Raw genomic sequence first — 17,063 nt, forward strand, 5'->3', positions numbered from 1 at the left:
GAGGTCAGTATCAGGATGGCTCACGTCGGGATCGAGGTGACCGAAGTGGTGGGCGAGGTGACGTTGCAGTCCCCTCGCCGACCTTCGCTGCTGACTTCGCTCGAGCGCGTGCTCGGTCTCGTCGTCGAAATCCCGGCGGCGACCCTGGTCGTCGCCGAGATCGTGATCCTGTTTGCCGGTGTGGTCGCGCGCTACGGTCTGCACCGGCCGCTGATCTGGTCGGACGAGCTCGCCTCGATCCTGTTCCTGTGGCTTGCCATGCTGGGCGCGGCAGTCGCGTTCCGCCGCTCCGAGCATATGCGCATGACCGCGATCGTCGCGAGCGCCAGGCCGGCGATGCGAGCCTATCTCGATCTGGTCGCGACCTCGGCCGCGCTGGCGTTCCTGGCGCTGATCGTCTGGCCGTCCTGCGACTATGCCTACGAAGAGAGCTACATCACCACGCCGGCGCTGCAGATCTCCAACATGTGGCGCGCCGCCGCGCTGCCGGCCGGCGTCGGGCTGATGGCGGCCTTTGCCTTGCTGCGGCTGCTACGCGCGGCCGACTACCGGATGGTAGCCACCGCCGTGCTGTCGGTTGCGATCGTGATCGGCCTGTTCTGGCTAGCGGAGCCGCTCCTGCGGCCGCTCGGCAATCTCAACCTCGTCATCTTCTTCGTCGGCGTTGCCGGCTTCTGCGTCTTTGCCGGCGTTCCCATTGCGTTCGGCTTTGGCCTCGCCATCTTCGGCTATCTCGCGCTGACGACGCGCACACCCGTCATGGTGCTGGTCGGGCGCATGGACGAGGGCATGAGCCACCTCATCCTGCTTTCCGTGCCGCTGTTCGTGTTCTTAGGCCTGCTGATCGAGATGACCGGCATGGCGCGGGCCATGGTGGCGTTCCTGGCGAGCCTGCTCGGCCACATCAGGGGCGGCCTGCATTACGTGCTGGTCGGCGCGATGTACCTCGTCTCCGGCATTTCCGGCGCCAAGGCCGCCGACATGGCCGCGGTCGCGCCGGTGCTGTTCCCTGAGATGAAACAGCGCGGCGCAAAGCCCGGCGATCTCGTCGCGCTGCTGGCGGCAACAGGCGCCCAGACCGAGACCATTCCGCCGAGCCTGGTGCTGATCACGATCGGCTCGGTGACGGGCGTCTCGATCGCCGCCCTCTTCACCGGAGGCCTGCTGCCCGGCGTCGTGCTCGCGGTCACGCTCTGCATGCTGGTGTGGTGGCGCTACCGCCACGAGGACATGAGCCATGTTCGCCGCGCCACCGCTTCCGAGATCGGCAAGACCTTCGTCATTGCCCTGCCCGCGCTCGCGCTGCCCTTCGTGATCCGCTATGCCGTGGTCGAGGGCATCGCGACCGCCACCGAGGTTTCCACCATCGGCATCGTCTACGGCGCCGTGGTCGGCCTCCTTGTCTATCGCCGCTTCGACTGGCGGCGGCTGTTTCCGATGCTGGTCGAGACCGCCGCGCTGTCGGGAGCGATCCTCCTGATCATCGGCACGGCGACCGGCATGGCCTGGGGCCTGACACAGTCCGGCTTCTCGCGCTCGCTGGCCGCGGCCATGACCGGATTGCCAGGGGGAGCTGCGACCTTCATTGCCGTGTCCATCCTGGCCTTCACCATCCTCGGCAGCGTGCTGGAGGGCATTCCGGCCATCGTGCTGTTCGGGCCGCTGTTGTTCCCGATCGCCCGCGCCGTCGGCGTGCACGAGGTGCACTATGCCATGGTGATCATTCTGGCCATGGGTATCGGGCTATTCGCCCCGCCCTTCGGTGTCGGCTATTATGCCGCCTGCGCCATCGGACGCGTCGATCCGGCCGAAGGCATCAAGCCGATCTGGGGCTATCTGCTGGCGCTGCTGGTGGGATTGATCATCGTCGCGATCTTCCCCTGGATCTCGATCGGATTTCTTTGAAGCTGTTTAAGGAGGGTGTCGATGAGTGAGCGACCGAACCCGTACAATATCGGCCTCGACAAGACGCGAGCCAATTATGTGCCGCTGAGCCCGCTCAGCTTCCTCGCGCGCAGCGCCGCCGTCTATCCCGCTCACGTCAGCACGGTCTATGAAGGCCGCAGCTTCACCTGGGCGCAGACCTATGAGCGCTGCCGGCGCTTTGCGTCCTGGCTCGCAGGCAAGGGCATCGGCGTCGGCGACACGGTCGCGGCGATGCTGCCGAACATTCCCGCGATGAACGAGGCGCACTTCGCCGTGCCGATGACGGGCGCGGCGCTCAACGCGCTCAACATCCGGCTCGATGCGCCTTCGATCGCGTTCCAGCTCGACCATGGCGGCGCCAAGATCATCCTGGTCGATCCAGAGTTTTCGGCCGTCATCAGCGACGCGCTGGCGAAGATGAGCGGCCCCAAGCCGTTGGTGATCGACGTCGACGACGCCGCATTCAAAGGCGGCAAGCGCATCGGCGAGATCGAATATGAGACAGCGGTCGCCGAAGGCGATCCCGGCTTCGCGCCGATCACGCTAAGCGATGAATGGGACGCGATCGCACTGAGCTACACCTCGGGCACGACGGGCAATCCCAAGGGCGTCGTCACCCACCATCGCGGCGCCTATCTGAACGCCGTCAGCAACATCCTCGCAGGCAATCTCGGCCAGCATCCGGTCTATCTCTGGACCCTGCCGATGTTCCACTGCAACGGCTGGTGCTTTCCGTGGACCATCGCGGCCGCCGCCGGCATCAATGTCTGCCTGCGCAAGGTCGAGCCGACAAAGATATTCGAGCTGATCAAGAGCCAGGGCGTGACCCATATGTGCGGCGCGCCGATCGTCTACAACACGCTGATCAACGCCCCCGATGCGCCCAAAGGCAATGCCGCCCGCCGCGTCGTCGGCCTGATCGCGGGCGCTGCGCCGCCGGTCGCCGTGCTGGAAGGCGCCGAAAGCATCGGCATCAAGCTGACGCATGTCTACGGCCTGACCGAGGTCTACGGCCCCGCCTCCGTCTGCGCCGAGCAGCCGGGCTGGGACGAGCTCCCTCCCGCCGAGCGCGCCCGCATGAAGCGCCGGCAGGGCGTGCCCTACCCGCTCGAGGAAGCCGTCACTGTGATCAATCCGCAGACCATGCTGGAGGTGCCGCGCGACGGCGAGACCATCGGCGAGGTCATGTTCCGCGGCAACATCGTGATGAAGGGTTACCTCAAGAACGAGAAGGCGACCAAGGAAGCGTTCGAAGGCGGCTGGTTTCACACCGGCGATCTCGGCGTGCTCGACGAGCACGGCTACGTCATCATCAAGGACCGCTCCAAGGACATCATCATCTCCGGCGGCGAGAACATTTCCTCCGTCGAGGTCGAGGACGTCCTCTACAAGCACCCGGCAGTGCTGTTCGCCGCCGTGGTGGCAAAGCCCGATCCGAAATGGGGTGAGGTACCTTGCGCCTTCGTCGAGCTGAAGGACGGCGCGAGCGCAACCGAGGCCGAGATCATTGCGTTCTGCCGAACGCACATGAGCGGCTTCAAGACGCCGAAGGCGGTCGTGTTTGGGCCGATCCCGAAGACGTCCACCGGCAAGATCCAGAAATTCCTGCTGCGTAACCAGGTGGACTCCGCGAAGGCGATCTCAGCGTGAGCTTCTCGCGGCCTCACAAAGGGATCTGAAAGTCTCCGCCCGCGCGATGATTGTGCGCAGGACACGTCGGAGACGCATTCCCGCCGCAGCCCGGGGCAGGCTTCGACCGCCTCGGGTAGCATCCTTATCGACAGCCACACCAGGGCTCCCGCTTGCAAGTGAGCCTGACGACTGAAACGCGTGTCGCGGAGGAACCTCCCGCATGCGGGACCATTGGTGTTCGACTTTTCCCGAACCACGCTCGGAATGCACGTTGCCAAAGGCTGAGAACGACGGCGAACAATCTGAGGCTCCCTCCTCAAACCCGAAGCGGCGTGGTCTCGCGCGCTCGCTCGGGCTAGGTGTGGTCACCGGAGCCGCTGACGACGATTGCTCGGCCATAGGAACCTATGCGAGCGCCGGAGCGCAATTTGGAACATCGCTGTTGTGGACTGCCCCCATCACGTTTCCAATGATGTTCGCGGTCGTCTACCTCTCCTCCAAGCTCGGGCAGGTCAGCGGCAAGGGGCTGTTTCACGTCATCAAAGATCACTATTCAAGTTGGGTCCTCTGGCCGACGCTGATAGGCGTGCTGGTTGGGAACACCATCGAAGCGGCCGCGGATCTCGGAGGCATGGCAGCAGCGCTCGGACTGTTCGTTCCGTTGCCTGCTCCGGTCATCGTGTCCGGCGTCGCCCTCGCGATTCTCGCGCTTCAGGTTTGGGGTTCGTACGAGACCATCCGCAACATTTTCAGATGGCTCGCCTTGGTGCTGTTTGCCTATGTCGGTTCGGCCCTTCTCGCCAAGCCGGACCCGTGGGAGGTGCTGCGCGGCACCTTGGCTCCGACCGTGCAATTCTCAGGCGAATTTCTCTCTATCCTCGTTGCGATTATCGGCACGAGCCTGTCGGCGTACCTCTACACCTGGCAATCCAATGTCGAGGTCGAGGAGAAGATTCAGCAGGGACGCACCACGCTGGAGGAGCGGCGCGGAACGACGCAGGGCGATTTGCGCCGATCGCGCAATGATATCCTGACCGGAATGCTGTTCTCCAACATCATCATGTATTTCATCATCCTTTCGACCGGCGCCACCCTTCACAAGGCGGGCCAAACCAATATCGACACGGCGGCACAGGCCGCCGAAGCCTTGCGCCCGATCGCCGGGGACACAGCAGGCATCCTGTTCGCGGTCGGAATTATCGCAGTCGGCTTCCTCGCTGTGCCGATCATGACCACCGGCGCGGCCTACGATCTCTGTCAGGTGATAGGCTGGAAGAGCAGCCTGCATGCGCGTCCCAAGGAGGCCAAGAAATTCTATGCAGTGATCGCCGGCTTTACGCTGGTTGCGGTTGTCCTGAATTTTCTTGGCTTCAATCCCATGCGCGCGCTGGTCTATTCCGGGATCGTACAGGGCTTTTCGACCCCGCCGCTGCTGTTGTTCATCCTGTTGATGACAAACAACCGCAAGATCATGGGTGATAAAGTCAACACCCTGCCGCTCAACATCCTCTCGTGGATCACGGTGGGCGCAATCTTCGCGGCGACGGCGGGCCTCGTCGCTTCCTGGTTCATCTAGTCTTGGCTAAGCGCGATCGGATCGGGATGGATCCTTACCGCGCCTTACCTCATGGCTCGCGCATGGTCGTTTCGTAAATCGCTGCACCCTTGCCCGGATCATGCTTTAACGTTTCACTGACCAGAATTCTTGCTCGCCTTAGTGCGTCTCCAGCCGCAGCCCGTCATAGGCCGGCACCACGCCAGGGGGCAGCGACTGCCGGATGACCTCGTAGTCGACGTCGGCGGTCATGTTGGTGATGACCGCACGCTTCGGCTTGAAGCGCTCGATCCAGGACAGCGCATCGTTGATGCTGAAATGGCTGACATGGCTGGTATAGCGCAGGCCGTCGACGATCCAGAGATCGAGATTCTCCAGCGCGCCCCAGCTCTCGCGCGGGATATCATTGAGATCCGGCGTATAGGCCGCATTCCCGATGCGATAGCCGAGCGCGGGAATGTTGCCGTGCTGCACCAGAAACGCCGTCATCGTCACGGCGCCGCCCTTCCCCAGAATGGTCTGGCTTTCGCCCGCCTCGATCGAATGCCGGGTCAGGATCGGCGGATAATCGCTGCCCTCGGGCGAGATGAAGCAATACGAGAACCGCGACAGGATGTCCTTGGCGGTCGACTGGTTGAAATAGGTCGGAATGCGCCGGCGCATGTGCATGACGACCGACCGCAGATCATCCATGCCGTGAGTCTGGTCGGCATGCTCGTGCGTCAGGAACACCGCATCGATGTGGTCGACATTGGTCGAGAGCAATTGCTCGCGCAGGTCCGGCGAGGTGTCGATCACGATGCGTGTCGTGCCGTGCTCGGACGTCCGTTCGACCAGCAGCGAGCAGCGGCGACGGCGGTTCTTGGGATTGTTGGGATCACAGGCGCCCCAGCCGAGCGCCGGGCGCGGCACGCCGGCGGAGGAGCCGCAGCCCAGGATCGTCAGCGTCAGCGTCATGCGGCTCCCAGTCTCAAGCTTTCACCTTCGAGAACAGGCGGAAGAAATTTTCGCTGGTCTGGCGCGCAACCTCGTCAAGCGACACGCCGCGCGTCTCGGCGAGTACTTTTGCGACCTCGACCACGTAGGCCGGCTCATTGCGCTTGCCCCGAAACTTGCCGGGCGCAAGATAGGGCGAGTCTGTTTCAACCAGAATACGGTCGGGCGGCAGTTCGGCTGCGAGCGCGCGCAATGCCTCCGATTTTTTGAAGGTCAGGATTCCCGTGAAACCGATATAGAGCCCGAGCGACACCGCCTTCAGCGCCAGCTCGCGCCCGCCCGTGTAACAATGCAGCACGGCGCGAAACGATCCCTTTGCCGCCTCCTCTTCCAGGATGCGCGCGCAGTCCTCGTCGGCCTCGCGGGTATGGATCACCAGCGGCAGGCCGGTGGCACGGGCGGCGGCGATGTGGGCGCGAAAGCCCCTCGCCTGCGCTTCCGGCGAGCCGTTGTCGTAGAAATAATCGAGCCCGGCTTCACCGAGCGCGACGACCTTGGGATGCTGGGTCAACGCAATCAGCTCGTCCGGCGCGATGCCGTCCTCCTCGTCCGCATGATGCGGATGGGTGCCGACCGAGCAATAGACGTCGTCATACCGCTCGGCGATCTTGAGCAGGTCCTTTAGCCGCCGCACCCGCGTCGAGATCGTGACCATGCGCGCGATGCCGGCGGCTCGCGCCCGCGACACGATCCCGTCGAGATCTTCCGCAAAGTCCGGAAAATCCAGATGGCAATGACTGTCGACCAGCATCGTGCGAGCGCCTTCAGGCCGCCGGCTCAATGTAGCGCGGAAACGCCGGCGTCGGCGCCGGCAGCGTCGAATCGGGCGCGATGCGCTTTGCGCCGCCGAGCATGGCGAAGTTGCGCTCGGCTTCGGGGATACCGAGGCTGTCGAGCAGCTTGCCGGAGGCGGTCGGCATCGCTGGCTGAGCCAGGATCGCGATCTGGCGCACGACTTCGGCGGTGACGTAGAGCACCGTCTTCTGCCTGGCGGCATCGGTCTTGGCGAGCGCCCACGGCGCCTCGCCCGCAAAATAGCGGTTGGCCTCCGCGACCACGGCCCAGACGGCGTTGAGCCATTGATGGATCTGCTGCGTCGCCATGGCCTCGCGCGACGCTGCGATCATGCCGTCGGCCATCGAAAGGATCGCCTTGTCGTTGTCGCTGAACTCGCCGGGCTCAGGCAGCACGCCGCCCAGTTGCTTGGCGATCATCGAGAGCGAACGCTGCGCGAGATTGCCGAGATCGTTGGCGAGATCGGCATTGATGCGCGCCACGATGGCCTCGTGATTGTAGTTGCCGTCCTGGCCGAACGGCACCTCGCGCAGGAAGAAGTAGCGCATCTGGTCGACGCCGTACTGCTCGGCCAGGTTGAAGGGATCGACGACGTTGCCGACCGACTTCGACATCTTCTCGCCCCTGTTGAACAGGAAGCCGTGGGCATAGACCCGCTTCGGCAGTGGGATGCCGGCCGAGAGCAGGAAGGCGGGCCAGTACACCGCATGGAAGCGGATGATGTCCTTGCCGATGATGTGCACATCGGCCGGCCAGTAGCGCCAGTTCTTGTCGCTCTCGTCGGGGAAGCCGACGCCGGTGATGTAGTTGGTCAGCGCGTCGACCCAGACATACATCACATGCTCTTCGTCGCCGGGCACCTTCACGCCCCAATCGAACGTGGTGCGCGAGATCGAGAGATCGCGCAGGCCGCCCTTGACGAAGCTCACCACCTCGTTCTTGCGGGAATCCGGCCCGATGAAATCGGGGTGGTCCGCATAGAGCTTGAGCAGCTTGTCCTGGTAGGCCGACAGGCGGAAGAAATAGCTCTTCTCCTCCACCCATTCCACCGGCGTGCCCTGTGGTCCGAGCCGCAGGCCGTCGTCGTTCACGCGCGTCTCGTCCTCGGCGTAATAGGCCTCGTCGCGGACCGAGTACCAGCCCGAATAGGTGTCGGCGTAGATGTCGCCGCTCGCCTCCATGCGCCGCCAGATCTCCTGGCTGGAGCGATGGTGCTGCTCCTCGGTGGTGCGGATGAAGCGGTCGAACGACACGTCCAGGCGCTCGTCCATCTCCTTGAAGCGGCCGGCATTACGCGTCGCGAGCGCGGCAGCGGACATGCCTTCGTTCGCCGCCGTCTGGATCATCTTCTGACCGTGCTCGTCGGTGCCGGTCAGGAAGAACACATCCTTGCCGTCGAGGCGCGCAAAGCGCGCCAGCGTGTCGGTCGCAATCGCCTCGTAGGCATGGCCGATATGCGGGCTGCCGTTGGGATAGGCGATCGCGGTTGTGATGTAGAAGACGTTGTCGCGCGCGACCGCGGGCGCGGCAACTTGCGGCGAAGTGACGGGCTTTGGCGCGCGCGGGGCCTTTGGCTTCGTCGGCTTTGGCTTCACAGGCGTGACGACGGGAGCCGGCGCGGCGGCCACAGCAGGCGCAGTCGCCTCTTTCGCGACCTTCTTCGCCGGAGCCTTGGCCGGCCGCTTGGCAGCCTTCTTTACCGCCTTCTTGGCGACGACCTTCTTCTTCGCGGCCTTCTTGCCCGCCTTCTTTGCTGCGCCCTTCTTCACGCTCTTCTTGACGGCACCCTTCTTGGTCTTTTTGACCTTCTTGGCGGCTTTGCTCGCGCGCGCCTTCACGGCCTTTTTCGCGGCTTTCTTGACGGCCTTCTTCGCAGACTTCTTGCCGCTCTTGCGTTTGACGGATTTCTTAGCTCGCGTTGCCACCACGAATTCCTTTACCGGCTTCTCGAATTTTGGAAACGGCTCGGCGCTTAGCGCGTTGCGTCCGCCAGCCAGCCAAACACCGAGAAAACCAAGGGCTTTCGCTCCAGATTGTAGGTTTCGGTGTCGCGCGCGGCGCGGACGATCTTTTCCCATACCTCAGCTAGCCGCGCAAGGCGCGGCAGGTTCTGGTTGGCATTGGCCTCATCCGCATGCAGGCGCTCCGCGATCCAGCGGTCGATGCCGTCGATGAAGGCCGCAAGCGCCACGCGGTCGCTGGTGCCAAGCGAATCGCCGAGCGTGTGCAATTCGCGCGGGTCGACCTGCGGCAGGCGCGCGAGCAGCGCCGCCGTGCGCTGCTGAAGCTTCAGGGCGTCGCCACCGAGCAACGTCAGCGCCCGTGCGACGCTGCCCTCGGAGGCCTCCGCCGCCTCGCGCAGCGCGGCATCGTTCGGATCGAGCCCGGCCGCTGAAGCCGCAGCGTCGATCACCTCGTTCGTGGCGAGCGGCCGCAGGCGCAGCTTGCGGCAGCGCGACTGGATCGTGGCGAGCACCCGCGCGGGCGCGTGGCTGACCAGCAGGAACAGCGATTGCTGCGGCGGCTCCTCGAGAATTTTCAGAAGCGCGTTGGCCGCGTTCGGATTGAGTTCGTCGACGGTGTCGACGATGCAAACGCGCCAGCCTTCGGCCGCCGCGGTCGATCCGAAGAACGCGATCGTCTCGCGCGTCTCGTCCACGGTGATCACGGTGCGCATCACGCCGCGCTCGTTGGGGGTACGCTCGAGCGTCAGCAGGCCACCATGTGAGCCAGCCGCCACCTGCCGCGCCACGGCGTCGTCGGGATCGATCGCAAGGCTCTCGGCGCGCTGCACGGCCGGCGCCAACGGCTGCGCATGGGCGAGCACGAACCGCGCCATCCGATAGGCCAGCGTGGCCTTGCCGATCCCCTGCGATCCGCCGATCAGCCAGGCATGGGGAATGCGCCCGCTGCGATAGGCATCGAGCAGCGCAGCCTCCGCCTCGCGATGGCCGAACAGCTGCGACGTCTCGCGCGGATGCGGTACGGCGGTTTCCTGCTCGGCCTGACGCGGACTCATACCGACACCACTGACGCAGGCGTGGGCAGCAGACGCTCGCGCAGTGCGGTCCAAACGCGCGCGGCAACCGTGTCCGGATCGGAATTGGCGTCGATCAGCACGCAGCGCGCCGGATCCTCCGCCGCGATCCTGCGATAGGCCTCGCGCAAGCCCTCGTGGAAGCTGAGCTTCTCGGCCTCGAACCGGTCAGGCGTACTGCTGCCGCGGCGCGCGGCGGCGCGTTGCAAGCCAATCTCGACCGGCAAGTCGAGGATGATGGTGAGGTCCGGCTTGAGATCGCCGATGGTAACCCGCTGCATGGCGTTGATCAGGCCCTCAGGTACGCGGCCCAGGCTGCCCTGATAGGCCCGCGTCGAGTCGGCGAAGCGGTCGCACAGCACCCAGACGCCCTGGCTCAATGCCGGCTGAATCACGGTGTGGACATGATCATCGCGCGCGGCGGCAAACAGCAGCGTCTCGGCTTCGGGACCGAGCAGCTTGCCCATGCCCGACAGCACCAGATGGCGCATGATCTCGGCGCCCGGCGAGCCGCCCGGCTCACGCGTGACCCGGATGCGAAGCTTGGCCGCCGTGAGGCGATCGGCGAGCTTCTTGATCTGGGTCGACTTGCCCGTGCCCTCGCCGCCTTCAAAGGTGACGAAGCGTCCCCGTCCGGACGGCCGCTGTGCAGCACTCTCACTCATGATCAGAGCTTCTCGGCACCTGCGCGGAACATGCCGATCACGAGCTCGCTGGCGCCGTCGATCGCGCGGCGCATGGTCGAGCCGGTGCTGATCGCCTCAGCGGCATAGACCGGCGTCTCGACCGCGATGTTGCCGCTGCGCCAGACCCTGACCACGCCGACCCGCTGGCCGGCCTCCACCGGCGCGCGCACCGGGCCGCTGTAGACGATGCGCGCAATCAGCTTGTCGCTGCCGTTCTTGTGCACCATCACCTTCACCGGCGTCTTGGCGACGAGCTTGACCGACCGGCTCTCGCCGCCGAACACCTTGGCGTAGCCGACGGGCTGCTCGGCCGCGATCAGGGTGCGGGTCTCGAAATTGCGAAAACCCCATTCCAGCATCTTCTTGGCTTCCGTGGCGCGGTCCTCGGGATCTTCGAGTCCGTTGACGACGACGATCAGCCGCGTGCCGTTCTGCACGGCAGAGCCGACCATGCCGTAGCCACCTTCCTTGGTGTAGCCGGTCTTCAGACCGTCAGCGCCTTCCATCGAATTGAGCAGCGGATTGCGGTTGGGCTGGCGGATCTTGTTCCAGGTGAACTCCTTCTCGCCGAACAGTTTGTAGAATTCCGGGAAGTCCAGGATGATGTGCCGGGCGAGCATGCCGAGCTCGCGCACCGTCATCTTGTTGCCGGGATCGGGCAGACCGTTGGAATTGGCGAAGGTCGACTTGGTCATGCCAAGCTCGCGGGCGCGCTTGGTCATGAAGTCGGCGGCAAAAATCCGCTCGTTACCCGCCATGGCTTCGGCAAGCGCGATGCAGGCGTCGTTGCCGCTTTGGATGATCGCGCCGCGCAGCAGATCGTCGACCGAGACCTTGCTGTTGATGGCGGCGAACATGGTCGAGCCGCCCGAGGGGGCGCCGCCTCTGCGCCAGGCGTTCTCGCTGATCCGGTACTCGTCGGTCAGCTTGATGTCGCCCTTCTTGACCGCGTTGAAAACGACCTCCGCCGTCATCAGCTTCATCATGCTCGAAGGCGCGCGCAGCTCGTCGGCGTTCTTCTCGAACAGCACGCTGCCTGATGAGGCTTCGATCAGGATCGCGGTCGGGGCATCGCCATCGAAGCCGGCGTCTTCCGCTTTCTTGGCGCCCTGGACGCTCTGGTTGGCCGCATAGAGCGCCCCACCCCAGCCGATGCCAGCCACCAAAACCGTCGCGATCAGCCCACGCGCCAGCGTTCCGGCGGTGAGCCAGTTGCGACGAAGCAAAGGAAGACGAAGTGCCATGGCGAAGCCCTGAGAGAGGCGTTCTAACAGCTGGAACAGATGCGAACAACACGCGGTTGGACGCTGTCCCTGAGATTGCACGATTCTCGTCGCGCCCCTATCGTGGCGCCTCATGTTTTTCGACCAAACCCCTGAAACAAGGCGGAAAAGCGAATGTCCTCAACCCGCATGATCAAGACCAACGGGGTCGAACTGTTCGTCCGCGAAGCCGGCCAGGGACCGCTGGTGGTGCTGTGCCATGGCTGGCCGGAACTGTCGTACTCCTGGCGCCATCAGATCCCCGCACTTGCCGCAGCCGGGTTTCACGTCGTCGCCCCTGATATGCGCGGATACGGCCAGAGCGCGGCGCCGCTCGATGTGAACGCCTACTCGATCTTCGATACGGTCGGGGACGTGGTCGGCCTCGTCCAGGCGCTCGGCGAGAGCAAGGCGATGGTGGTCGGCCACGATTGGGGCGCACCGGTCGCCTGGCACGCAGCGCTGTTCCGGCCCGATATCTTCACGGCCGTCGCGGGGCTGAGCGTGCCGCCGCCGTTCCGCGGCCGCGGCAAGCCGCTCGACCTGTTGCGCCAGGGCGGCGTCACCAATTTCTACTGGCAGTATTTCCAGACGCCCGGCGTCGCCGAGGCCGAACTCGAGCGAGACGTCGCACGCACCATGCGCATCGTCCTCGGCGGACGTGGCCTCGCCGATCCCACCGCGGCCATGTTCGTGCAGGAGGGCAAGGGCTTTCTCGGCCATGCGACCGCCGAGGAGCCGCTGCCTGGCTGGCTCAGCGAGGCCGACCTCGCCTATTTCACCGAAAGCTTCCGCAAGTCCGGCTTCCGCGGCGGGCTGAACTGGTACCGGAATATCGACCGCAATTGGGAGCTGACCGCGCCCTGGCAGGACGCGCAGATCCGCCAGCCTTCCCTCTTCATCGCAGGCTCGAAAGACGCGGTGATCACCGGCCTGATCGGGGCCAAGCGCGTCAACGAGCTCGAGCGCGTGCTGCCCAATCTGACGCGCAAGCTGATCCTCGATGGCGCTGGCCATTGGGTGCAGCAGGAGCGGCACGACGAGGTGAACGCGGCCCTCGTCACGCTCTTGAAGGAGAGCACGGCTCAGTAGAGGCCGCGGCCGCTCAGGATGCTGCGGGCCTCGGCGGCGCCGTCCGTCGCGCTCTCGCTCGCGTAGCGGCCGTCCTGGTCATAGGACACCGCGCGGGCGTTCTGGATCGTCCGGCCCCGGCTGCGGCTCGAGGCCGACATTTCCGAGGTGGCATTGAGCGAGGCCATGTCGGCCGAGCTGCTGCCGAGATTGTACGGTCGTCCCTCCGGCATCGGGACCTCGCCGCGAAGGGCGCCGCGGGTCGAGGACGGCAGCTCCGGCACGAACGGCTTGGCCGAGGCGACGCGGACCATCGAGGGCGATGGCGCCGGAACGCCGGTGCGCAGCGTCGCGAGAAGCTGACGGTCGTCGGAGCCTTCGAGCGGCGCCCGGCCGACATATTCGACCCGGACCTTGGCGACGCCATTGCCTTTGAATTCAAGGAGTTCGGCTGCCTTGTTCGAGACATCGATGAGGCGGTTGCCGTGATAGGGCCCACGGTCATTGACGCGCACGATCAGCGACTTGCCGTTGGAGACGTTGGTGACCCGGGCGTAGGACGGCATCGGCAGGGTCGGATGCGCCGCGGTCAGCGAGGTCATGTCGAACACCTCGCCGTTGGCCGTCAGGCGGCCATGGAAATCATCGCCGTACCAGGACGCCATGCCCTCGGCGCGGTAGTTGACGTCCTCCTCCGGCACGTAGGTCTTGCCCGCCACGACATAGGGCTTGCCGACGCGGTAGGTGCCGCCGCCCTTCGGGACCGGGTCGCCCCAGGCCACGACGCGCGGGCTCGAGGACACGCCGTATTTCGGATCGACGCGGCTGGCGAACTTGTTCGAGGAGGCGCAATTGGCGAGCGCAATGCAGGTCGCGACTGCCGCAACACCGCGCGCGGCCCGCAAAACCGAATCTGACCGACGGATCCCCATGCGCCCCAAATACCACTTCGCCGGAGGCGTACCCAACCCGCTTTGGTGACGGGGAGCGCTGTCCGGTCCTTCAACTTCCGAGGCGGCCCACCACCGCATCGGACGTGGTAAGGATAACGCAACCCGAACGCGGCGGAAATGGGGAGCCCACGGCGATCACGCCGGGATGGTAAACGGGACGTTCGCATTTTTCCGTTGTTCTACGGGACGATGGCACCCGCGCTGTACCAGTGCTGGACATTCTGTTGCGCCAAATCCTCACTCCACCCCCATTGTCGCGCCGCTCACCGAAATTCTTTTGACTGTGCAAGGCCGCACGCGTTCTCTCGGACGCAAGGGCGGGATTTGGAATTTAACGATGATCGAGACGGTTTCGGCACTGATGGGTCTGGTAAGCGCGGGGATCTTCCTGGCCCATGCGTTCGAAGGTTACCGCACGAGGGCCTGAAGGCACTCGCGCGGGCGGCAAGCATCACCTCTTTCAAAGCAGCGCGTTCGGACGGTCTTAGTCGAGCCGATCGCGCATCGAACACGAGAGCGGCAGGTGTCCCATGCGTAACCATGACCTCGTATCCGATGGCTTCCTGGCCTTGACCGCCGGCGGCTTGGTGCTGCTCTGCTCGAGTCTCGTCGCGCTGGCGTTTGCCTGAGGCGCACGTCCTCCCTTCCAATCCGCTCGTTTCCGACGCGGCTCCATTGCGGCGCAGCAAACAGGCCCGTGCTCCGCTCCCATTCAGTTGATTGAATTATTGCGTGCGGCGCCTCGACCTTTTGCAAGAGGCCATCACCAACGAGGGTGACGCACATGCTTGCCGAGAAATTCTTCCTGGTCCTGGAATCCCTGATCCGCGGCGACCGCACCTATCCGGATGGAAGTCCCCGGGTCATCAGCACCTCCCCGCACGTGCCGGTCAGGCCGACACCGCCGAAATAGCCGACGCGTCCGCCAGCCGGCCACACGCGCCGCTCAGCGCAAACCCAACAGCGAGCGGCGGTAGAAGCTGCCGCGGGCCTCGTTCTGGCAGACGAAGCTGCCATCGAAGCCCTGGCCGTAACGCTTCTGCCCCTTGCGGTAGTAGACGCCCTTCCTGAAGTCGAGCCAGACCACCTTGTCGCGCGGGCAATGACGCTGGGCCTGCGCCTCATAACGAAACGGCGTCAGCGGCGTCGCCGAGACCTCGGCGCCGCCTGCACCGACCAGCATGGCGCCAGCGCATGCGATTGCGCCGGACCATTTGCCAAAGCCGCTCCGAGACACCCCCCACCTCCCGCTCGCCGCCGTCCCCGACGGCCGGTTGGTACGCTAGCACGAAACGGCCCAACCTGCGGCAGGCAAGCGCGCGTCACGTCTTCCGCCAGCCATCTTGTCGGGGTACATGACGGCGAGATCGTCTCGATGCGAGGGTGCTGCCCGAATGTCGGTTGAGCCTGAGACAACAACTGGTCCCCGCCCGCCCTCGCCGCAGCTCGGCCTGTTGCCGATGATCATCTTCGGCTCGCGCTGGCTGCAGCTGCCGCTCTATCTCGGACTGATCGTGGCGCAGTGCGTCTACATCGCGCTGTTCGTCAAGGAGCTCTGGCATCTCTCCTGGCACGCCCTCGACCTCACCGAGCAGCAGATCATGATGAGCGTGCTGGCGCTGATCGACGTCGTAATGATCTCCAATCTGCTCGTGATGGTGATCGTCGGCGGTTACGAGACGTTCGTCTCGCGGCTCGACCTCCAGGGCCATCCCGACGAGCCGGAATGGCTCGGCCACGTCAATGCGAGCGTCCTGAAGATCAAGCTCGCCATGGCCATCATCGGCATCTCCTCCATCGCGCTGCTGCGCACCTTCATCGAGGCCGGCAATCTCGGCTCCAACCGCGCCGGCTTCACCGAGACCGGCGTGATGTGGCAGGTGCTGATCCACATCACGTTCATCGTCTCGGCGCTCGGCATCGCCTATGTCGACAAGCTCAGCGAGTCCGGAATGCGCAAGCGCGCCGAATGAAGCGCTGCTGCCGGTTCAGGGCCGGTCCGCTTCCAGCTGCGCCAATGCCTGGTGCAGACATTCCTGAAGCCTCGCGGCGACCTGCTCGCGCGCGATCCCCTTGCCGGCGAGATCGCCCGACACCTTGCCGACCACATCGTCCATCGTCCGGCTCTCCAGATGGTCCGTCACCAGCGCCGATGCGTAGCTTGCCGCGGCATCGCCACTGAGCCCGAGCTGGCCTGCGGCCCACAGCCCGAGCAGCTTGTTGGACCGCGCCGTGGCCTTGAACATGAATTCCTCGTCGTGGGCGAATTTGGCTTCAAAGCCCTGCTCGCGCTTGTCGAACGTGGTCATGGTCAGCTCCATTCTGCTTCGCTGATGAGGATCGGACTTGCTGGGAGCGAACGTCTCCGTGGTTCAGGTCAGTTTAGGATCATTTGAAGCTTCCTCCCGGAAGCCGAACGGCGTCAAGCCTGCCGAAGCGCTCGCCAGGCCGGTGCACAGGCGGCGCGAGCCCCGCGCCAGCCAGCTCGGCCAAGCTGAGAATGTTTACCATTCGTTAAGCAGACTCAGCGTCGGATGACGACAGAGACATCGAGAGCTGACGCATGAACAGAGAGCTGCGGGAGTTTCGACGGCTTGAACGGGTCTGCCTGGAGCAGGCCGCCCTCTCCCCCATGGACCTGACGCGAAGCGGACTGCTGAAGGTCGCCGACGATTGTCGGATCGCGGCCGAAGCGATCGAGGCCCAATTGCCTCGCGGGGTCTTTGCGGACGCCGTCCAGGCGTTCAAGCTGGCCTTGAGCGCAAAGGCCAAGCGGCACTAAGTCGGCCGCCGCGAGAGGAGCGATTTGGGAGCTTGGGCGGCGAAGCGCGTTCGCTCAGCCTTTCGCCGCCGCCGCTTCACGCGCCAGCCGCTCGGCCTTCAGCCGTTCCTTGTTGGCGTAGAACGCCTTCTGCGCCGCTTCGTGGTCGCGCATGGCCTTTTCGGCCTCGATCCGGCGCGCCGCATCGCGGGCGTGGCGTTGTTCGGGGGTCAGGGGTTTGCGTCGGAAGGAAAGGTCTTCAGTCATGCCAAGTGAACGTGGCTGCCAGGAAAAAGTTCCGGCCGGAACGGTCGACCGATCATGACGTTCCGCGAAAACAACCCCATGCACAGTAGCTAAGCCCCTCTTCTGCAACGCTTTTTCCCCAA

At 64.8% G+C, this 17,063-nt stretch carries 17 protein-coding genes; 7 read left to right on the forward strand and 10 right to left on the reverse strand.

Annotation, left to right across the window (positions count from 1 at the left end):
• The first annotated feature begins 15 nt into the window (after nucleotides 1–15).
• The 3 genes from AB7M16_RS01580 (at nucleotide 16) to AB7M16_RS01590 (ending at nucleotide 5,134) form a co-directional block, all read left to right on the forward strand.
• Nucleotides 16–1,905 (forward strand): TRAP transporter large permease, encoded by a 1,890-nt coding sequence (locus tag AB7M16_RS01580; protein ID WP_453942954.1) that lies wholly within the window; start codon nucleotides 16–18, stop codon nucleotides 1,903–1,905.
• Between the two features lie 21 nt (nucleotides 1,906–1,926).
• Nucleotides 1,927–3,576 (forward strand): acyl-CoA synthetase, encoded by a 1,650-nt coding sequence (locus AB7M16_RS01585; protein ID WP_453942955.1) that lies wholly within the window; start codon nucleotides 1,927–1,929, stop codon nucleotides 3,574–3,576.
• 253 nt (nucleotides 3,577–3,829) lie between these two features.
• Complete coding sequence (locus tag AB7M16_RS01590) at nucleotides 3,830–5,134, forward strand: Nramp family divalent metal transporter (RefSeq protein ID WP_453942956.1); 1,305 nt, start codon at nucleotides 3,830–3,832, stop codon at nucleotides 5,132–5,134.
• 138 nt (nucleotides 5,135–5,272) lie between these two features.
• Here AB7M16_RS01590 and AB7M16_RS01595 read toward each other — a convergent pair whose 3' ends face one another.
• The 6 genes from AB7M16_RS01595 to AB7M16_RS01620 are packed head-to-tail and all read right to left on the reverse strand — an operon-like array spanning nucleotide 5,273 to nucleotide 11,871.
• Entirely contained in the window at nucleotides 5,273–6,070 is a 798-nt protein-coding gene (locus AB7M16_RS01595; protein WP_172788942.1) for an MBL fold metallo-hydrolase, read from the reverse strand.
• A gap of 13 nt (nucleotides 6,071–6,083) precedes the next feature.
• Nucleotides 6,084–6,860, reverse strand: a complete 777-nt coding sequence (locus AB7M16_RS01600; protein WP_172788941.1) for a TatD family hydrolase — start codon at nucleotides 6,858–6,860, stop codon at nucleotides 6,084–6,086.
• 13 nt (nucleotides 6,861–6,873) lie between these two features.
• Entirely contained in the window at nucleotides 6,874–8,829 is a 1,956-nt protein-coding gene (metG, locus tag AB7M16_RS01605; RefSeq protein ID WP_453942957.1) for a methionine--tRNA ligase, read from the reverse strand.
• A 47-nt stretch (nucleotides 8,830–8,876) separates the two neighbouring features.
• Nucleotides 8,877–9,923 carry a DNA polymerase III subunit delta' gene (locus tag AB7M16_RS01610; protein ID WP_453942958.1) on the reverse strand — a complete coding sequence of 349 codons (1,047 nt, stop codon included), beginning with the start codon at nucleotides 9,921–9,923 and terminating at the stop codon, nucleotides 8,877–8,879.
• A complete protein-coding gene (gene tmk, locus AB7M16_RS01615; RefSeq protein WP_453942959.1) occupies nucleotides 9,920–10,606 on the reverse strand; it encodes a dTMP kinase in 687 nt (228 codons plus the stop codon). The genes AB7M16_RS01610 and tmk overlap by 4 nt, the downstream gene beginning before the upstream one ends.
• Before the next feature lie 2 nt (nucleotides 10,607–10,608).
• A complete protein-coding gene (locus AB7M16_RS01620; protein ID WP_439363017.1) occupies nucleotides 10,609–11,871 on the reverse strand; it encodes a serine hydrolase in 1,263 nt (420 codons plus the stop codon).
• 153 nt (nucleotides 11,872–12,024) lie between these two features.
• Between AB7M16_RS01620 and AB7M16_RS01625 the strand changes: the two genes are divergently transcribed.
• Complete coding sequence (locus tag AB7M16_RS01625) at nucleotides 12,025–12,981, forward strand: alpha/beta fold hydrolase (RefSeq protein WP_453942960.1); 957 nt, start codon at nucleotides 12,025–12,027, stop codon at nucleotides 12,979–12,981.
• Here the strand turns inward: AB7M16_RS01625 and AB7M16_RS01630 are convergent.
• A complete protein-coding gene (locus AB7M16_RS01630) occupies nucleotides 12,975–13,892 on the reverse strand; it encodes a septal ring lytic transglycosylase RlpA family protein (protein WP_453942961.1) in 918 nt (305 codons plus the stop codon). The genes AB7M16_RS01625 and AB7M16_RS01630 overlap by 7 nt on opposite strands.
• An 805-nt stretch (nucleotides 13,893–14,697) precedes the next feature.
• Here AB7M16_RS01630 and AB7M16_RS01635 point away from each other — a divergent pair.
• A complete protein-coding gene (locus AB7M16_RS01635) occupies nucleotides 14,698–14,826 on the forward strand; it encodes a hypothetical protein (RefSeq protein ID WP_256375401.1) in 129 nt (42 codons plus the stop codon).
• A gap of 33 nt (nucleotides 14,827–14,859) precedes the next feature.
• Here AB7M16_RS01635 and AB7M16_RS01640 read toward each other — a convergent pair whose 3' ends face one another.
• Complete coding sequence (locus AB7M16_RS01640) at nucleotides 14,860–15,096, reverse strand: hypothetical protein (RefSeq protein ID WP_210268518.1); 237 nt, start codon at nucleotides 15,094–15,096, stop codon at nucleotides 14,860–14,862.
• A gap of 211 nt (nucleotides 15,097–15,307) precedes the next feature.
• On the opposite strand from AB7M16_RS01640, the gene AB7M16_RS01645 reads away from it, so the two are divergent.
• Complete coding sequence (locus tag AB7M16_RS01645; protein ID WP_172788933.1) at nucleotides 15,308–15,886, forward strand: TIGR00645 family protein; 579 nt, start codon at nucleotides 15,308–15,310, stop codon at nucleotides 15,884–15,886.
• A 15-nt stretch (nucleotides 15,887–15,901) separates the two neighbouring features.
• Here AB7M16_RS01645 and AB7M16_RS01650 read toward each other — a convergent pair whose 3' ends face one another.
• Nucleotides 15,902–16,222: a DUF1476 domain-containing protein gene (locus AB7M16_RS01650; protein ID WP_453942962.1), complete on the reverse strand. Its 321-nt coding sequence runs from the start codon at nucleotides 16,220–16,222 to the stop codon at nucleotides 15,902–15,904.
• 254 nt (nucleotides 16,223–16,476) lie between these two features.
• Here AB7M16_RS01650 and AB7M16_RS01655 point away from each other — a divergent pair, with 254 nt between their 5' ends.
• On the forward strand, nucleotides 16,477–16,695 hold the full coding sequence (locus AB7M16_RS01655) for a hypothetical protein (protein WP_212257083.1): 219 nt from the start codon (nucleotides 16,477–16,479) through the stop codon (nucleotides 16,693–16,695).
• A gap of 54 nt (nucleotides 16,696–16,749) precedes the next feature.
• On the opposite strand, the gene AB7M16_RS01660 is transcribed toward AB7M16_RS01655, so the two are convergent.
• Nucleotides 16,750–16,941, reverse strand: a complete 192-nt coding sequence (locus tag AB7M16_RS01660) for a hypothetical protein (RefSeq protein WP_035999201.1) — start codon at nucleotides 16,939–16,941, stop codon at nucleotides 16,750–16,752.
• Nucleotides 16,942–17,063: the final 122 nt, after the last annotated feature.

It is taken from the genome of Bradyrhizobium sp. USDA 372, assembly GCF_053629095.1.

Bases quoted from the DNA above. Each gene is read 5' to 3' on its own strand.
- AB7M16_RS01595 (WP_172788942.1), bottom strand. From the start codon at position 6,070: ATGACGCTGACGCTGACGATCCTGGGCTGCGGCTCCTCCGCCGGCGTG.
- AB7M16_RS01630 (WP_453942961.1), bottom strand. From the start codon at position 13,892: ATGGGGATCCGTCGGTCAGATTCGGTTTTGCGGGCCGCGCGCGGTGTT.
- AB7M16_RS01625 (WP_453942960.1), top strand. From the start codon at position 12,025: ATGTCCTCAACCCGCATGATCAAGACCAACGGGGTCGAACTGTTCGTC.
- AB7M16_RS01660 (WP_035999201.1), bottom strand. From the start codon at position 16,941: ATGACTGAAGACCTTTCCTTCCGACGCAAACCCCTGACCCCCGAACAA.
- AB7M16_RS01580 (WP_453942954.1), top strand. From the start codon at position 16: ATGGCTCACGTCGGGATCGAGGTGACCGAAGTGGTGGGCGAGGTGACG.
- AB7M16_RS01635 (WP_256375401.1), top strand. From the start codon at position 14,698: ATGCTTGCCGAGAAATTCTTCCTGGTCCTGGAATCCCTGATCCGCGGC.
- AB7M16_RS01610 (WP_453942958.1), bottom strand. From the start codon at position 9,923: ATGAGTCCGCGTCAGGCCGAGCAGGAAACCGCCGTACCGCATCCGCGC.
- AB7M16_RS01640 (WP_210268518.1), bottom strand. From the start codon at position 15,096: ATGCTGGTCGGTGCAGGCGGCGCCGAGGTCTCGGCGACGCCGCTGACG.
- AB7M16_RS01600 (WP_172788941.1), bottom strand. From the start codon at position 6,860: ATGCTGGTCGACAGTCATTGCCATCTGGATTTTCCGGACTTTGCGGAA.
- AB7M16_RS01650 (WP_453942962.1), bottom strand. From the start codon at position 16,222: ATGACCACGTTCGACAAGCGCGAGCAGGGCTTTGAAGCCAAATTCGCC.
- AB7M16_RS01620 (WP_439363017.1), bottom strand. From the start codon at position 11,871: ATGGCACTTCGTCTTCCTTTGCTTCGTCGCAACTGGCTCACCGCCGGA.
- AB7M16_RS01655 (WP_212257083.1), top strand. From the start codon at position 16,477: ATGAACAGAGAGCTGCGGGAGTTTCGACGGCTTGAACGGGTCTGCCTG.
- AB7M16_RS01645 (WP_172788933.1), top strand. From the start codon at position 15,308: ATGTCGGTTGAGCCTGAGACAACAACTGGTCCCCGCCCGCCCTCGCCG.
- tmk (WP_453942959.1), bottom strand. From the start codon at position 10,606: ATGAGTGAGAGTGCTGCACAGCGGCCGTCCGGACGGGGACGCTTCGTC.
- AB7M16_RS01585 (WP_453942955.1), top strand. From the start codon at position 1,927: ATGAGTGAGCGACCGAACCCGTACAATATCGGCCTCGACAAGACGCGA.